The 15,527-nt window shown below is 70.2% G+C and carries 16 protein-coding genes; 12 read left to right on the forward strand and 4 right to left on the reverse strand.

Annotation, left to right across the window (positions count from 1 at the left end; genetic code table 11):
- Nucleotides 1-29 precede the first annotated feature (29 nt).
- Nucleotides 30-611: a hypothetical protein gene (locus QQM72_RS14440; protein ID WP_314221266.1), complete on the forward strand. Its 582-nt coding sequence runs from the start codon at nt 30-32 to the stop codon at nt 609-611.
- Between the two features lie 8 nt (nt 612-619).
- Nucleotides 620-1,237, forward strand: a complete 618-nt coding sequence (locus QQM72_RS14445; RefSeq protein ID WP_314221267.1) for an OmpA family protein — start codon at nt 620-622, stop codon at nt 1,235-1,237.
- Here QQM72_RS14445 and QQM72_RS14450 read toward each other — a convergent pair.
- The gene (locus QQM72_RS14450; RefSeq protein ID WP_314221268.1) at nt 1,212-1,610 is read right to left on the reverse strand and encodes a DUF192 domain-containing protein; all 399 of its coding nucleotides are present in this window, start codon (nt 1,608-1,610) and stop codon (nt 1,212-1,214) included. The two genes, QQM72_RS14445 and QQM72_RS14450, sit on opposite strands and share 26 nt — an antisense overlap.
- Nucleotides 1,611-1,708: 98 nt before the next feature.
- Here QQM72_RS14450 and QQM72_RS14455 point away from each other — a divergent pair, with 98 nt between their 5' ends.
- From QQM72_RS14455 to QQM72_RS14500, 10 genes are all read left to right on the forward strand, one after another.
- Nucleotides 1,709-2,269: a dihydrofolate reductase family protein gene (locus QQM72_RS14455; RefSeq protein WP_314221269.1), complete on the forward strand. Its 561-nt coding sequence runs from the start codon at nt 1,709-1,711 to the stop codon at nt 2,267-2,269.
- Nucleotides 2,270-2,322: 53 nt separating this feature from the next.
- Nucleotides 2,323-3,138, forward strand: a complete 816-nt coding sequence (locus tag QQM72_RS14460) for a class I SAM-dependent methyltransferase (RefSeq protein WP_314221270.1) — start codon at nt 2,323-2,325, stop codon at nt 3,136-3,138.
- A 638-nt stretch (nt 3,139-3,776) separates the two neighbouring features.
- On the forward strand, nt 3,777-4,550 hold the full coding sequence (locus tag QQM72_RS14465; RefSeq protein ID WP_314221271.1) for an isoprenyl transferase: 774 nt from the start codon (nt 3,777-3,779) through the stop codon (nt 4,548-4,550).
- A 339-nt stretch (nt 4,551-4,889) separates the two neighbouring features.
- On the forward strand, nt 4,890-6,215 hold the full coding sequence (locus tag QQM72_RS14470; RefSeq protein ID WP_314221272.1) for a PhoH family protein: 1,326 nt from the start codon (nt 4,890-4,892) through the stop codon (nt 6,213-6,215).
- A gap of 421 nt (nt 6,216-6,636) precedes the next feature.
- Nucleotides 6,637-7,311 (forward strand): aggregation-promoting factor C-terminal-like domain-containing protein, encoded by a 675-nt coding sequence (locus QQM72_RS14475; protein ID WP_020128031.1) that lies wholly within the window; start codon nt 6,637-6,639, stop codon nt 7,309-7,311.
- Nucleotides 7,312-7,369: 58 nt separating this feature from the next.
- Nucleotides 7,370-8,089, forward strand: a complete 720-nt coding sequence (locus QQM72_RS14480) for an aggregation-promoting factor C-terminal-like domain-containing protein (protein WP_314221273.1) — start codon at nt 7,370-7,372, stop codon at nt 8,087-8,089.
- Between the two features lie 142 nt (nt 8,090-8,231).
- The gene (locus QQM72_RS14485) at nt 8,232-9,641 is read left to right on the forward strand and encodes an AI-2E family transporter (protein WP_314221274.1); all 1,410 of its coding nucleotides are present in this window, start codon (nt 8,232-8,234) and stop codon (nt 9,639-9,641) included.
- Between the two features lie 189 nt (nt 9,642-9,830).
- Nucleotides 9,831-10,721, forward strand: coding sequence for a MarR family transcriptional regulator (locus QQM72_RS14490; RefSeq protein ID WP_314221275.1), 891 nt, complete (start codon nt 9,831-9,833; stop codon nt 10,719-10,721).
- A 287-nt stretch (nt 10,722-11,008) separates the two neighbouring features.
- On the forward strand, nt 11,009-11,413 hold the full coding sequence (locus QQM72_RS14495) for a roadblock/LC7 domain-containing protein (RefSeq protein WP_020128027.1): 405 nt from the start codon (nt 11,009-11,011) through the stop codon (nt 11,411-11,413).
- A gap of 4 nt (nt 11,414-11,417) precedes the next feature.
- The gene (locus QQM72_RS14500) at nt 11,418-11,846 is read left to right on the forward strand and encodes a hypothetical protein (protein WP_054242616.1); all 429 of its coding nucleotides are present in this window, start codon (nt 11,418-11,420) and stop codon (nt 11,844-11,846) included.
- An 85-nt stretch (nt 11,847-11,931) separates the two neighbouring features.
- Here the strand turns inward: QQM72_RS14500 and QQM72_RS14505 are convergent, their stop codons facing one another.
- The 3 genes from QQM72_RS14505 to QQM72_RS14515 are packed head-to-tail and all read right to left on the reverse strand — an operon-like array spanning nt 11,932 to nt 15,478.
- The gene (locus QQM72_RS14505) at nt 11,932-14,271 is read right to left on the reverse strand and encodes an ABC transporter permease (protein ID WP_314221276.1); all 2,340 of its coding nucleotides are present in this window, start codon (nt 14,269-14,271) and stop codon (nt 11,932-11,934) included.
- A complete protein-coding gene (locus QQM72_RS14510) occupies nt 14,268-14,957 on the reverse strand; it encodes an ABC transporter ATP-binding protein (protein ID WP_314221277.1) in 690 nt (229 codons plus the stop codon). The genes QQM72_RS14505 and QQM72_RS14510 overlap by 4 nt, the downstream gene beginning before the upstream one ends.
- Entirely contained in the window at nt 14,954-15,478 is a 525-nt protein-coding gene (locus tag QQM72_RS14515) for a PadR family transcriptional regulator (protein WP_020128023.1), read from the reverse strand. The genes QQM72_RS14510 and QQM72_RS14515 overlap by 4 nt, the downstream gene beginning before the upstream one ends.
- Nucleotides 15,479-15,527: the final 49 nt, after the last annotated feature.

The following is a 15,527-nucleotide window of genomic DNA, read 5'->3' on the forward strand; positions in this document are numbered from 1 at the left end:
GATCGACGAGTTCAGAAAGAAGCGGAGTGATGAGCATGCGGTTCACCGCGAAAGCCCGCAGGGGGATGGTCGCGCTCGCGGTCGTGACCGGGCTGGCAGTCGGCGCGGCCGCCTGTGGCGGCGGAGGCGACGACGACAAGAAGCCGCAGAGCTCGTCGTCCGCCTCGCGAACCGGTGGGTCACAGCCGGACCCTCAGGAGGGTCAGTCGAAGGATCCGATCGCCGAACTGAAGGGTCCGAGCGGCCTGCTCCTCCAGATCACGTCCGCCGTACGCGACTCCGGGGGCTTCGTCACGGTGAACGGCGCCCTGAAGAACGACAGCGGGTCGGAGGCGGTGATTCCGTCTGCCCTGAGCGGCAACGAGACCGAAATCATCAACAACGGCCTCTCCCTCGGCGGCGCGACCCTAGTCGACTCCAAGAGCAAGAAGCGCTACTACGTCCTGCGTGACACCGAAGGCCGTCCCCTCACCACCACAGGCTTCTCGACGATCAAGGCCGGGGAGTCCATCGACGTCTTCCTCCAGTTCCCCGCGCCCCCCGCGAGCTCGACGGACGTCTCCTTCCAACTCCCGCTGTTCCCCAGCGGGGTCATCAAGATCTCCGGGTGAGGCCGATCATGACCCCACGTCTCACTCTGGTGGTGGCCGCGGCCACCCTCGTGATGGTCGGGATGGCGCCCGCCGCCGAAGCCGACACCGCCCCCAGCGTTCCCCCCGGTACCGAGCCCACCGCCACCGCGCCCGTGGAGGTCGACCCCAACGACCCCGACCTCAAGCTCCCCGAGGGCGGCACCCTCGCCGAGCCCAAGGTGCTCGACATCAAGCAGGTCGTCGAGGACGAGTCGGGTGACGAACGCCGGGAGGACACCAACGCGGACGTGACGTTCGCGCTCCAGGCCGAGGTCCTCTTCGGCAAGGACAGCGCGAAGCTCGGCACGGAGGCGAAGTCCCGTATCGCCACCATCGCCGCGGAGATCAAGAAGCAGAACGACACGACCGTGGTCCGGGTCTTCGGCTTCACGGACAACCTGGGCTCCTCCGCGCACGGCGACGTCCTGTCGAAGCAGCGGGCGGACGCCGTCCAGGCGGAACTCGCGGGCGACCTCAACGACCCGGGCATCACCTTCGAGGTCCGCGGCTACGGCGAGCAGTACCCCATCTCCGACAACTCCACCGAGGCGGGCCGCAAGAAGAACCGCCGGGTGGAGGTCACGTTCCCGCGTACGGCGAGCTGACCCGCACCTCCACCCGCACCCCCACCCGCAATCCCCACCCCTCCATCGCCCCGGCCGCCGACTCCAGCACATGCCGGGACCGCGGCCGGGGCAGGCCCAGCCGCCCCGGCCGCATGGTGCGTACCGCGATGACGCGGAGCCGCCGGTCCAGGTACGCGACGTCGATCGGCATGCGCATCCGGAAGGTGTGCACGCTGCCGGCGGGTGACAGCAGCATCGCCCCGTCCACCGAGTCCCGCCCGAGCAGCCCCCGGGTACGGGCCCGGTAGGAGGCGGCGATCTCCAGGGGCACCCGAAGAGCACCCCCGTCTCCGCCGCTTCCGTCCCCGCCGCCCACCACGAGTTCTCCCCACCCGTCCCGCCAGCGCGCCATCCCCGTCTCCCCTCGGTCGTGTCGCTACCCTCTTGACCCTCTGGATCCTCCGATCCATCGCACCGTAGCGAGCCGGAACACGAAGAGGGGACCTTCGTATGGGGAAGATCGTCCTGATCATGTCGATGTCCCTCGACGGGTACATCGAGGGCCCGGACCGCGACATCTCCTGGAGCCAGGTCGACGACGAACTGCACCAGCACTTCAACGACACGGTCGGAGAACTGGGCGCGCTGCTCAGCGGCCGGACCACGTACGAGCTGATGGCCGACTACTGGCCGACCGCGGACGCCGACCCGGACACCCCCGCCACGCTGGCCGAGTTCGCCCCGATCTGGCGCGAGAAACCCAAGTTCGTGTACTCGCGGACGCTGGAGCACGCGGACTGGAACACCACGATCGTCCGGGCCGTCGTCCCCGAGGAGGTCGCGCTGCTCAAGGAACAGGTGAGCGGGGACCTGGGGCTCAGCGGCGCCGACCTGGTCGCCGAGTTCCTGCGCCACGACCTCGTCGACGAGTTCCGCGTCTACGTCCATCCGGTCCTCGTGGGCCGGGGCAAACCCCTGTTCCCACACACCGACGTGAGCATCCCTACCGTGCTCCGCCTCACCGATTCCCACGCCTTCGGCAACGGGGTCGTGCTGCTGCGCTACGCGTGACGGGCCGTCGTAAACCGGCGGCGCCCCGGCGACCCCTCTGCCACCATCCCCGTATGGACGACAAGGGCCGGGACACCGGTGACGACAGCGACCACGCGGACCCCGCCTTCGAGGCACTGCTCGCCGAAGGAGCCGCCGTCCCCACCGAGGGGTGGGACTTCTCCTGGTTCGAGGGACGGGCCACCGAGGCACGGCCCTCCTGGGGGTACGCGATGTCGCTGGCCGGACGGCTGGCGGGCGCGAGCGCCGCGCTCGACGTGCAGACCGGGGGAGGCGAGGTCCTGGACTTCGCGCTCGGCCGGGCAGCGCCCAAGGCCCCCGTGCTCACCGTCGCGACCGAGGGCTGGCCGGCGAACGTCGCCAAGGCCACCGCCCTGCTGGGCCCGCGTGGCATCGCGGTCGTCGCGTGCCCGGAGGACGCCCCGCTGCCCTTCGCGGACGCCACCTTCGACCTGGTCGCCAGCCGGCACCCGGTGCGGCCTCTCTGGGAGGAGATCGCCCGCGTGCTCCGGCCCGGCGGCACCTACTTCGCCCAGCACGTCGGTCCGCGCAGCGTCTTCGAGCTCGTCGAGTACTTCCTCGGGCCGCAGCCGGAGGAGGTGAGCGGCGCCCGGCATCCCGAGCGCGAGCGCGCCGGGGCGGAGGCGGCGGGGCTGGAGGTCGTCGGGCTGCGGACGGAGCGGCTGCGTGTCGAGTTCCACGACATCGCCGCCGTGGTCCACTTCCTGCGCAAGGTGGTGTGGATGGTCCCGGGCTTCACGGTGGAGGCCTACCGGCCCCGACTCCGCGCCCTGCACGAGCGGATGGAGGCCGAGGGCCCCTTCGTCGCGCACAGCACCCGCCACCTCTTCGAGGCCCGCCGCCCGTAGCGCGGGACCGGCCAGGAACCACCCTCCGCCTCCCCGCGCCCCGACCGGTGCCGGCCGCACCCCGGATCCCGCCTCCACAGAGTTTCCACATCGTTATCGCGATCGGTTCATATCCCCGGTCGACCTCGCGTAAGTTCTCCTTCAGGCAATTCGCGTGCGCAAAGCTGCGTGGACGTCACCGCGCAGTGGAGGGGGCTGCGCGGTGACGCCCGCGTCAAGCGGACGTTCGCGGCCGGGGTAGCCCGTCGGGGGGACGGTCGGGCGACGGGTCGACAGAGCCTCAAGCTGCTCCAAGGCCTCAGCTTTCCCTGGCGATCGTGCCCATTCCCCTGGGAATCCGTTGCGTTCCGGCCATGAGCCACCCATGAACCACGCATTCCGCGACCACCGGCGCGTCGCCGGACGACTCCGGAGAGTAGTTGTGGCGCGCCGATGCACGCAGCATCACTTACGAAGGGTTATGGTGGAAACCCCCCCTCGGGCCGGTCCGTCTCCCCCCCACGGACCGGCCCGTTTTTCTGCCCCGGCGCAGCCGCTCGGGCAGGGCCGACGCCTCCCACCCCTGTCAACGGTCCAAGCCCCGCGGGGGTAGGCTGCGCCCCGCGGGGACCGCACCGTACGGAGGGGCTGACAATCACGTGAACCTGCGCGACAAGCTGCGCGGCCTTCTGGTCAGGCTGTACGCACGCCGGGTGGAAGGTCACCTGGACCACGCTCAGGTGCCGAAGCACATCGGCGTCATCATGGACGGCAACCGACGCTGGGCGAAGGCCTCCGGTTCCACCACCGTGCACGGTCACCGCGCCGGCGCGGAGAAGATCGAGGAGTTCCTCGGCTGGTGCACCGAGACGGACGTAGAGGTCGTCACCCTCTGGCTGCTGTCGACGGACAACCTCGACCGCCCCGACGACGAACTCGTCCCGCTCCTCGGCATCATCGAGGACGTCGTCCGCACCCTCGCCGCCGACGGCCGCTGGCGCGTCCACCACGTCGGCACCCCCGACATCCTCCCCTCCCATGTGCAGACCGCGTTGAAGGTCGCCGAGGAGTCCACCTCCCACGTCGACGGGATACTGGTCAACGTCGCCATCGGCTACGGCGGCCGCCAGGAGATCGCCGACGCCGTGCGCTCGATGATCGTGGACGCGGCGGACCGGGGGACCTCCATGGAGGACCTCGCCGACTCCGTGAGTGTGGATCTGATCAGCCGCCACCTCTACACCGGCGCCCAGCCGGACCCCGATCTGGTGATCCGTACCAGCGGCGAGCAGCGGTTGTCCGGATTCATGCTGTGGCAGACGGCCCATGCGGAGTACTACTTCTGCGAGGTCTTCTGGCCGGCCTTCCGCAAGGTCGACTTCCTGCGGGCCCTGCGCGACTACGCGGCCCGTCACCGGCGTTACGGCGGCTGAGGCGCAGGTCGGCGAACGCCCCCCGCGCGGGCGTCCCTTTTACCCCGTCAGGGGCGGAAGTAACGAGGAGTTCACCGGCGCGCCGTCATATGCCGTGGCATGGCGGCGCATGTTCGAGGGCATAAGCCAAGCAGGTCGATGCCCGAACCACGGGTGTCGGATCTCAGCGGGCGGCACGGGGCCGTCCGCCCGGGAGGCCCTTTTGCACCAGCCCGACCGTGCGGTCACGGCACGGAAGAAGCAGCGGGGGGCCGGTTCTCGGCCCGTGCGAAGCGGCCGGAAACCGGTCCAGCTCCACTCCGTCGCTCCCCGACCTCATCCGAGGGGGTACGTCCTTCCGTGGTGACCAGCACAAAGCGCCGTCTGCCAGACCGGCGCACCTATGTTCTCGACACCAGCGTTCTGCTGGCCGACCCGAACGCCCTGACCCGCTTCGACGAGCACGAGGTAGTGCTCCCCATCGTCGTGGTCACGGAACTGGAGGCCAAGCGGCACCATCCGGAGCTCGGCTACTTCGCCCGGCAGGCGCTGCGCCTGCTGGACGACTACCGGGTGAAGTTCGGTCGCCTCGACGCCCCCATCCCGATCGGGGAACTCGGCGGCACCGTCCGTGTCGAGCTCAACCACTCGGACCCCAGCGTGCTGCCTTCCGGCTACCGCCTGGGTGACAACGACTCCCGCATCCTCGCGGTGGCCCGCAATCTCCAGGCCGAGGGTTTCGACGTCACGGTCGTGTCGAAGGACCTCCCGCTCAGGATCAAGGCGTCGTCGGTCGGTCTCCTCGCGGAGGAGTACCGCGCGGAGCTCGCGATCACGGGCTCCTCCGGCTGGACCGGAATGTCCGAACTGACCCTGTCCGGTGAGCAGGTGGACATCCTCTTCGAGGAGGGGCACATCCACGTGCCCGAGGTCGCCGGCCTTCCCGTGCACACCGGCCTGACCATCCAGTCGGAGCGGGGCAAGGCCCTGGGCCGGGTCACCGCCGACGGCGACGTCCGGCTCGTGCGCGGTGACCGTGAGGCCTTCGGCATCAAGGGCCGCAGCGCCGAGCAGCGCATCGCGCTCGATCTGCTGCTCGACCCGGACGTCGGGATCCTGTCCATGGGCGGCCGGGCCGGCACCGGCAAGTCCGCGCTCGCGCTCTGCGCGGGTCTGGAGGCGGTCCTGGAGCGCCGCCAGCACCAGAAGGTGATGGTCTTCCGGCCGCTGTACGCGGTGGGCGGACAGGAGCTGGGCTACCTGCCCGGTTCCGAGGCCGACAAGATGGGCCCGTGGGCGCAGGCGGTCTTCGACACGCTGTCCGCGGTCACCAGCCGCGAGGTCATCGAGGAGGTCACCGCGCGCGGGATGCTGGAGGTGCTGCCCCTGACCCACATCCGGGGCCGCTCCCTTCACGACGCCTTCGTGATCGTCGACGAGGCACAGTCGCTCGAACGGAATGTCCTTCTCACCGTTCTGTCCCGGATCGGTGCGAATTCCCGGGTGGTTCTGACCCACGACGTGGCACAAAGGGACAATCTGCGGGTCGGGCGTTATGACGGCGTGGTCGCCGTCGTCGAGAAACTGAAGGGCCATCCGCTCTTCGCGCACGTCACGCTGAACAGGTCCGAGAGGTCCCAGATCGCAGCACTTGTGACCGAAATGCTGGAGGATGGGCAGATCTGAATGACCCGCCCCGATTGGCCGGGGACAAGCGGTGGTTGGCGCCGTCCGACAAAGGCTGTGAGCCTAGTCGGGCGGCGCCGGCGTATGTGGGGGTTTCGCGAAATCCCCAGGGTCCTCACGGGTGTGAGCTTTCACACGCAACTCGGAATTGCCCTGCGCGGTCTGGTTACGGCAAAGTCTCAGTCCTGTCAGGCCCCGCATGCGACACATCTGTGCCCCGAGCAGTACGGCACCGCTTGAGCATCACCTTCAACTCCATACCGACCGTCGTATGCCGCCCGTGCACCATGTGGCACTTCCTCACCGGGAGTTGCCCACCGGGCCCGTGTCTCCTGTGACCCCGCAGTTCGGAGACCAGCGACAAGGGCACGATTGCGTCCGCCAGGGTCACCGAAGCGGGCGACGCTGGAAGGAAAACCGTGTGAGCCGGATCTCGGTCCGGGGATTCGCAGTGGCCTCGGCCACGGCGGTCACCGCTGTCGGAAGCGTCGTAGGCGTTGCCTCGGGCAGCGTCGCGCAGCCCAACGACGCTGAAGCGACGGCCAGCGACGCGACGCTCCTCGCCGACATACCTGTGGGCCAGCAGGCCCAGGTGCAGACGGCGTCCCTCACGCAGCAGGCCAACGTACAGGCCATCGCCGCGGACGAGGGCGCGAAGAAGGACGCCGAGGAGTCGGCCCGCAAGGCCGCCGCCAAGTCGGCGATCGCGAAGAAGGAGGCCGCCGAGAAGGCTGCCAAGGACCGCGCGGAGGCCAAGGCCAAGGCCAGCCGCAGCGCGGGCGACTTCCCGATCCAGAGCTCCTACTCCATCGCCCAGATCCAGGCGATGGCGGCGCAGATGGTGCCCAGCGGCCAGTTCCAGTGCTTCAGCAACATCGTGGACCACGAGTCCAGCTGGAACTACCACGCCGTGAACGCCTCCTCCGGCGCCTACGGACTCTTCCAGGCCCTGCCCGCCGGCAAGTACGCGTCCGCCGGCTCCGACTGGCAGACCAACCCGGCCACCCAGATCAAGTGGGGCCTGAACTACATGGACAGCCGGTACGGCAGCCCCTGTGAGGCGTGGTCGTTCTGGCAGGCCAACCACTGGTACTGATCCCACGCGGCCCTGGTCGTGCAGTTCTCCACCCGACGGCACAACGGAAGGAAACCGCGTGAGCCGGATATCGGCCCGGGGATTCGCCGTGGCCTCGGCCACCGCGGTCACCACTGTGGGCGCTGTCATGGGAGTAGCCCAGGGCAGCGTGGCCCAGTCCAACGACGACGCCGAGGCGACGGCGGGCGAATCGACCCTCCTCTCGGACTTACCCGTAGGGCAGCAGGCCCAGGTGCAGACGGCCTCGCTGACGCAGCAGGCCGACGTCCAGGCCATCGCCGCGGACACCACCGCCAAGAAGACGGCGGAGGAGTCCGCCCGTAAGCAGGCGGCCAAGGACGCCGTGGCCAAGCAGAAGGCTGCCCTGGCCAAGGCGAAGGCCGCCCAGGAAGCCAAGGACAAGGCGGCCGAGGCCGTGAAGACCAAGGCCACCACCGAGGTCGCCTCGACCTCGTCGGCCGGCAGCTTCCCGCAGCAGGCCTCGTACACCGTCGCCGAGGTCCAGGCCATCGCGCGCCAGATGGTGCCCAGCGGCCAGTTCCAGTGCTTCAGCAACATCGTGGACCACGAGTCCACCTGGAACTACCAGGCGGTCAACCCCTCCTCGGGCGCCTACGGTCTCGTCCAGGCCTATCCCGGCTCGAAGATGTCGTCCGCCGGCGCCGACTGGCGGACCAACCCGGCCACCCAGATCAAGTGGGGCCTGAACTACATGAACGACCGCTACGGCAGTCCCTGCGACGCATGGGACTACTGGCTGGCCAACGGCTCGTACTGAGCCGCGGCCGCCCTCGGCCGCTCAACCCCGCGCAGCCCCTCCCCGTCCTAGGGGGAGGGGCTTTCGCCCTGTACGGTCGGTACGGCCGGGGCTGACGACTCCAGGGGGAGTGGTGGGGGAAGACGGGGGAAGAGGACGGATCATGTCGAGAGTTCCAGGGTGGCTCGGCCGGCTCGGTGCCGGACTGAGCGAGATGGGTGAGCGGCTCGACGAACGGCGTGCCGAGGTCGAGCGGGAGCGGCGGGAGAGCGCCGCCGAACCGGAGCCGACACCGCCCGACACCGCCGTACCGGCCGCCGAGGCCCACCCGGACGATCTCGTGCCCTCCGTCCCGCGCCCCGACCCCGCCCAGGCCGTGCCGTGGGGGGTCCGGGTCGCCGCCGAGGCGGGCTGGCGGCTGCTGGTGCTCGCCGGGACCGTCTGGGTGCTGATGAAGGCCATCAGCGCGATCCAGCTGGTCGTCATGTCGTTCGTGGTCGCGCTGCTCCTGACCGCGCTCCTCCAGCCCACCGTGGCCCGGCTCAAGCGGGCCGGGGTGCCCGGCGGTGCGGCCACCGCGCTGACGGCGATCCTCGGGTTCGTCGTCATCGGGCTGATGGGCTGGTTCGTGACCTGGCAGGTCATGGCGAACATCGACAACCTCTCCGACCAGGTCCAGGACGGCATCGACGATCTGCGCCGCTGGCTGCTCAACAGCCCCTTCCACGTCACCGACAAGCAGATCAACGGCATCGCCAAGAACCTGCGGGACGCCATCGGTGACAACACGGACTCGATCACCTCGGCGGGCCTGGAGGGCGTCACCGTCGTCGTCGAGGCGCTGACCGGCATCCTCCTGGCGTTCTTCTCGACGCTCTTCCTGCTGTACGACGGCAAGCGCATCTGGGAGTGGACGCTCAAGCTGGTCCCGGCCGCGGCCCGGCCGGGCGTGGCGGGCGCGGGCCCGCGGGCCTGGGCGACGCTCACGGCGTATGTGCGCGGCACGGTGATAGTCGCGTTGATCGACGCGATCTTCATCGGCCTCGGCATCTACTTCCTCGACGTTCCGATGGCCGTCCCGCTCGCCGTCTTCATCTTCCTCTTCTCCTTCATCCCGCTCGTCGGCGCGGTCGCCTCCGGCGCGCTGGCGGTCGTGGTCGCGCTGGTCACCCAGGGTGTGTTCACCGCGGTGATGACCCTGGCGGTCGTGCTGGCCGTGCAGCAGATCGAGGGCCACATCCTCCAGCCGTTCATCCTCGGGCGCGCGGTACGCGTCCATCCGCTGGCGGTGGTCCTGTCGGTCGCCGCGGGCGGCATGGTGGCGGGCATCGGCGGCGCGATCGTGGCGGTGCCCCTGGTGGCCGTCACCAACACGGTGGTGGGCTACCTGCACGCCTACTCCCGCGAACAGGCCCTGCGGCACGCACCACGGCCGAGGGGCGCGACAGCGGCGGGGGTGGCGCCGGTGGCTGCCCCGACGGCCTCCCCGGCGGCTCCTCCGGCGGGCTCCGCGGGGCCCGAGTCGCCCGGGACGCCCGGGACGCCTGGAACGCCCGCGGACAAGGCTCCCTGAGGGAACGGTCTTGGTCTTTCAATCGGTCAAATGGGCTCCGAACAAAGCGAATTGAGTCCCTCGGCGGAGCAACTTCCGTCAGCTGAGAGCAGGTCGGAAATCCCTCGCTGGGATATGCGCACGGACTGATACACATTCCCTCCTCAGCGCTACGCGTCAGGCGTATGTGCGAGAGGTCCAAGGGGAGTGATGTCGGGCTACCAGCTGCTGGCACGCGACCTTGCCGCGTGCGGCCGGGACGGTTTCACCGGGCAACTGCGCGTCCTCGGCTCGCCCGGCGGCACCTTCCATCTGCACGGTGGGCTGGTCGTCTCGGTCGAGTCGCCGGGCGCGCCCGCACCCGAGGCGCTGCTGCTGCGCTCCGGCCGGATCGGCGGGGAGGAGTGGGCCGGGCTGGTGCGTGAGTCGGGCGGCGCGCGCTGGCCGGCCGCCGGGCTGATCGCCCACGGCTACGCGGGGGCCGCCCAGCTCCGGGTGGTCTGCGCGATGGCTCTCCAGGACGCCGTGTTCGCGGTCGTCGCGGGCAGCGTCGACGGCTGTGAGCGCGGCCCGGCGGCCGGGGCGCCGCCCGCCCCGGTCGCCGTGGGCGAACCGCCCACGCGGCTGCTCCAGGTGGCGTCCCGCAAGCTCGGCGCGCTCCTGGAGCAGCCGTACCCCGTGCGCCCGGACCGGGAGCGGCCCGTGCCCGCGTCCCTGTCCTACGCGGCCGGCCGGCTCGGTGTGCTCCAGCGCGAGCTGCTGGCCCACGCCGACGGCCGGTGCACCTCCCGGGACCTCGCCTTCCGTACCGGGCGCGGGGTCTACACGGTGACCGTCGAGGTGGCCCGGATGCTGGGCGAGGGGCTCCTGGAGTGCGTGGAGGCACCCCGGCCGATCCCGGTCAGGCTGCCGCCCGACGGGCACGGCATACGCCCCCGCGAACCGGCTCCGCCCCGGCAGCCGTCGGTGGCGGTGCCGGAGGCGACGGCCCTGCCGCGCCGCCGTCCCGGTGCCAGCGGCATCAACGAGGCCCTCACGACGGAACGGAACGGCACCGGCTGGAAGGAGTTCTTCCGCCTGCGGAACCCCACGGCGAAATGACAGCCCCCCGCGGGAAACAGGCAGAACCGCACGCAGAAACCCGACGCGGAGACCCGACGCGGAGACCCGACGCAGAAACCCGACGCGGAGACCCGACGCGGAAACCGCACGCTGAATACGCGGAAACCGCACGCTGAATCCGCCCGCCGAAAACTCCGGCGGAAGACCGGCAGTAGACCCGGCGGAGGACGCAGCGGAAATGCCCAGGTAAGCCCCCACGTAAGCCCCCACGTAGACCCCCACCAAGAAGACGGTCATATGCGATCAGAATTAGGGGAGTTGCAGTCATGGACCACACAGCCCTCGCGCGGGAGATGCGCGGCCTGCGGGAGCAGGTGACCGGTATCACCGACACGGCGCTGGCGGCGGCGGACGGACTGCTCATAGCCGCCGACACCGCCGACACCATCGACCCGGAGGGACTCGCCGCCCTCGCCGCGGCCGGCCTCGGCCTCGCCCGCCGCACCGCGCAGGCGACCGCCCGCGGCGCCCTGCACCGCACGGTGGCCTACGGCAGCCACGGCTGCGCCGCGTTCTACGCGGTCGGCGACACCGCGCTGATGGTCGTACTCGGCGACGAGGGCATGGACGTGGAGCGTCTGCACCGGGCGACCCAACCCGCCCTGCGCCGCATCGATCTGATCCTGACCGACCGCACCGAGACGACCGTGAAGACCGCCGAAGGAGTCTGAAGGGATGGCGACGAAACGTATGACCCCAGGTTTCTCCGACCAGGTCATGGGCCTGGTCAAGTCACTGCGCACCGATGCGCCCGACTGCGTCGCCTCCGGCGTCGTCGACATGTCCACCGGAATGCTGCTCTCCTACGAGACCGTCGACAACCATCCGCCCGAGGTCCTGGACCTGCTGGCGGGCGCGACGCTCGACCTGTTCCAGGGCCGTACGGTCGTGATGATCGAGGACGTCTTCAAGGAGCGGCGCGGGGTCCAGAGCGACAACCACTTCTTCCAGGAGATCCTCGTCAACAGTGAGAACCTCACTCACCTGTTCGTGCGGATGACCGAGCAGCAGGACGTCGTCGCGGTGGTCGTCTGCCGCAAGTCCGTCAACGTCGGCATGCTGTTCGCCCAGGTGCGCAGGGTGGTGCGGGAGTACCAGCTCTGAACGCGGAACGGTCCCTCCCCGGGCGGGGAGGGACCGTCTGCTCATGGCGTGCTCACCGGCTCACCGGCTCACCGGCTCACCGTGCTCATTCGGTGCGCAGGCCGTCCGGCCGCAGCAGTCTGAGCAGCGGGGGCAGACTCAGCAGCGTCACCAGCAGGACGACGGCCGCGCCGCAGCCGGTCATCGCGAGCACGCTCGCCCAGTCCACGCCCACCGGCGTGTCCGTCATCTTCAGCAGGATCGCGCCCAGGGTGATCCCCACCCCCATGGCCAGCAGCAGGCCCAGCCCGATCGGGATCGCCGTCTGCCACAGCACCGACAGGCCCAGGGTGCGCCGCCGGGTGCCGAAGGCGACCAGGGACGACAGCAGCTTGCGGCGCTCGCGCAGCTGCTCCAGCTGGGAGACCAGCAGGCTCGCCCCGATCAGCAGCAGCACACAGGCGGAGCCGACGAGCAGACCGGTGCGGATGGTGGTGAACTTCGTGTCCTGCCGAGTGGACGCCCACGTCATCGGTGCGGCCAGCGGATCCACCCGGAACGCCGTGTTACGGGCGTACTCGTAGGCGTCGGGCACGGACTCGTCGATCGACAGGTAGATCTCACCGGTGACCATCTTCTCGGCGGCCTCGGGCAGCGCGCTCGGCGTCATCAGGAAGCCGCCGCGCTTGTAGTCGGTGAGGCCCTTGACCGAGTGGGCCTCGGTGATGCCCGCGGGGACGGTCCAGACGACCTCCTGGCTCTCCCCGGAGCCGGACGGTTCGATGTACAGCTTCTTGCCGGGCTTGTTCATCTGCGGCCCGTCGGCGGAGTACTCGTCGCCGTCGAGGACGAACATGTCGCCGTCCTTGCACGAGGGCAGTTTCGCCACCTCGCGCAGGGCGGGACAGGCGCCCACGGTCAGCTCGGTGGAGAGGTTCGGGCCGTTCTCGTTGCTCCAGGAGGAGTCGCCCAGGTAGCCCTCCCACAGGGCGGTGACCTTGCTGACGGCCTTGGTGTCGGCGAACTTCTTGGCGGTCGCCGCCAGCGGGGCGCCGTCCGGCACCCGGACCTGCATCTGCGCCCGGGTGAGGTCCTGGCCGGTGGGCTCGGTGTAGGCGCCGTCCACGCCGGCGAACAGCATCTGGAGCGCGATCGCACCGGCCACCGCCACCGCGATGCCGTTGACCATCCGGGCCGCCGTACCGCTGCTCAACTGGAGCCTTCGTACGGCCAGTTGCCAGGCCACGCCGCCGGAACCGAGCCGGCTGACGACCGTCTCCACCAGCCACGGCAGCAGCGCGGTGATGCCGACGAGGATCAGTACGACGCCGCCGCTCACCATGTACTGGTTGAAGTCGCCGTTGCTCTGGCCCTGCCCGATCATCGGGTAGAGCATCGCGAAGCCGCCGAGGGGCAGCAGCAGCCGCCACCACAGCCGACGCCGTGCGGGCTTCGCCGTGCGCACCACGCCGAGCGGCTCGATCACCACACCGCGCAGGGCGAAGAGGGTGACCAGGACCGCCGCGGCGGGCACCGCGAGGGCGACCAGCGCGGCCAGCGCGGGGGAGGGGTCGAGGTAGCTGGGCCAGACGCTGATGCCCATCACCTCGACCGAGCCCGCCACCTGGCGGCCGATGAGGAAGAACACCGTGCCGAGGACCAGGCCCAGCAGCGCCCCGGCCATCGCCTCGCCGGCCGCGATACGCCGGGTCATCCGGCCGTCCGAACCGATCAGCCGGAGGGCAGCGAGCCTGCGGTCGCGCCGCTCACCGCCGAACCGCACGGCCGCGGCGATGAACACGGCCACCGGCATCAGCAGCACCACGATGATGACGAGTACCAGCAGGAGCAGTACCGGGTCGGTCTCCTCCTTCGAAGGGTCCGGGTTCCCGAACTCCTTCAGCCGGGTCGCCCCGTAGTCCTCCATATGCGCGGCGAGCTCGGTGGAGCCCGAGTAGTAGGCGAGTTCCTGGGAGCCGACCAGCCCGCTCTCCCCGATGGTCCCGGCCACGCGGTACGGGAGACGTTCCCGCAGCAGCGCCGAACCGTCGGCGGCGAGCAGCTTCTTCAGCGCGGGTGAGACCACCATGTCGCCCTCGGCCGGGAACCGGCTCAGGCCGGGCGGCAGCGGGGCGCGCGCTCCTTCCGGCTCCACCAGCCGGCCGCGTACGTCCTTGTCACGGAACGTCGTGTCGGCCTGCGCGATCAGCAGGGTGTCGTCGCCCTTGGCCGGCTGCTCGCTGCCGAACGGCCAGTCCAGCCGGGACTGTTCCCGGTCGTGGCGCACCGACAGCGCGCTCGGCACCGCCGTCGTCAGCAGCAGGACCGCCACGCCGAGCCCGACTCCGACCGCGGTCAGCACGGCCCGTATCCAGCCCTCCCGGCCGCCGGCGAAGGCGAACCGGACCCCCAGGCCCAGGTCTCTTGCCCATTGGCGCAGGATCATATGGCCCGCTCCATGTCCCGCGACTTACCGTCCCGTACGACGATCTCGCGGTCGGAGTAGGCGGCCACCCGGGCCTCGTGCGTGACGAGGACGACGGCCGTGCTGGCCGACCGGGCGGCCTCGGTGAGCAGTTCCATCACGCGTTCGCCGTTGAGCGAGTCCAGCGCGCCGGTCGGCTCGTCGGCGAACACCACGCGCGGGCTGGTGACGAGGGAACGCGCCACGGCCACCCGCTGGCCCTGTCCGCCGGACACCTCACCGGGGCGCTTCTTGCCGAGGTCGTCGACCTCCAGCCGCTCCATCCAGCCAAGGGCGGTGCGCTCGGCCTGCTTGCGCGGGGTGCCGTTCAGCCGGAGCGGCAGTGCCACGTTCTCCACGCAGGTCAGTTCCGGCACGAGCTGCCCGAACTGGAAAACGAAGCCGAACTCGGAGCGGCGCAGTTCGCTGCGCCGGGCGTCGCTCATCGTCGCGAGCTCGCGACCGTCGTACATGATCGAACCCGAGTCGGGCGTGACGATCCCGGCGAGGCAGTGCAGCAGCGTCGACTTGCCGGACCCGGACGGGCCCATCACCGCGACGACCTCGCCGGGGTGGATGGAGAACTCGGCGCCGGCCAGCGCCATCGTCGGCCCGTACGCCTTGTGCAGGTTCTCGGCGGCGAGCAGGGATCCCCCGGGGGCGTTCACGCGATCACCGCGGCCTTCAGCTTGTCGAGCCGGGCGGCGGCGAGTTCCAGCCAGCGCAGGTCGGCCTCGAGGTGGAACAGGGCGTGGTCACAGATCAGCTGGTCGGCGAAGTCGCCGGAGCGCTTGCGGTCCGTGAGGATGCGCATGCTGCGCAGATGCTCGGCACGCTGGGTGTCGAGGATGTCGGCCGCGTCGCGGTGCGTCAGCAACGCGAGGACGACCTTGGTGTACAGCGTCGACTGGAGATACGGCTCGGGCTTCTCGGGCGTCGCGAGCCACTGCTCGACGTCGGTGATCCCGGCGTCGGTGATCGCGTACCGCTTGCGCTCGGGACCGCCGCCGGCCTCGATGCCGTCGACCTCGACGAGCCCGTGCTTCAGCAGACGCGACATCGTCGAGTAGACCTGGCCGTAGTGCAGCGGCCGGTCGTGACCGAACTTCTCGTCGAAGGCCCGCTTGAGGTCGTAACCGTGGCGGGGTCCGGACTCCAGGAGTCCCAGGAGGGTGTGACCGATGGACATGAGGAGGACTGTACATGCGGTGTATACCCGGTGTGTATACGTCCTGTGC

This window comes from Streptomyces zaehneri (assembly GCF_032248645.1).
GTDB lineage: Bacteria > Actinomycetota > Actinomycetes > Streptomycetales > Streptomycetaceae > Streptomyces > Streptomyces coriariae.

What these genes read in the sequence shown, in the direction of transcription:
- QQM72_RS14440 (WP_314221266.1), top strand. Translation starts at nt 30, where the DNA reads ATGAGCATGCGGTTCACCGCGAAAGCCCGCAGGGGGATGGTCGCGCTC.
- QQM72_RS14445 (WP_314221267.1), top strand. Translation starts at nt 620, where the DNA reads ATGACCCCACGTCTCACTCTGGTGGTGGCCGCGGCCACCCTCGTGATG.
- QQM72_RS14450 (WP_314221268.1), bottom strand. Translation starts at nt 1,610, where the DNA reads ATGGCGCGCTGGCGGGACGGGTGGGGAGAACTCGTGGTGGGCGGCGGG.
- QQM72_RS14455 (WP_314221269.1), top strand. Translation starts at nt 1,709, where the DNA reads ATGGGGAAGATCGTCCTGATCATGTCGATGTCCCTCGACGGGTACATC.
- QQM72_RS14460 (WP_314221270.1), top strand. Translation starts at nt 2,323, where the DNA reads ATGGACGACAAGGGCCGGGACACCGGTGACGACAGCGACCACGCGGAC.
- QQM72_RS14485 (WP_314221274.1), top strand. Translation starts at nt 8,232, where the DNA reads ATGTCGAGAGTTCCAGGGTGGCTCGGCCGGCTCGGTGCCGGACTGAGC.
- QQM72_RS14490 (WP_314221275.1), top strand. Translation starts at nt 9,831, where the DNA reads ATGTCGGGCTACCAGCTGCTGGCACGCGACCTTGCCGCGTGCGGCCGG.
- QQM72_RS14495 (WP_020128027.1), top strand. Translation starts at nt 11,009, where the DNA reads ATGGACCACACAGCCCTCGCGCGGGAGATGCGCGGCCTGCGGGAGCAG.
- QQM72_RS14500 (WP_054242616.1), top strand. Translation starts at nt 11,418, where the DNA reads ATGGCGACGAAACGTATGACCCCAGGTTTCTCCGACCAGGTCATGGGC.
- QQM72_RS14505 (WP_314221276.1), bottom strand. Translation starts at nt 14,271, where the DNA reads ATGATCCTGCGCCAATGGGCAAGAGACCTGGGCCTGGGGGTCCGGTTC.
- QQM72_RS14515 (WP_020128023.1), bottom strand. Translation starts at nt 15,478, where the DNA reads ATGTCCATCGGTCACACCCTCCTGGGACTCCTGGAGTCCGGACCCCGC.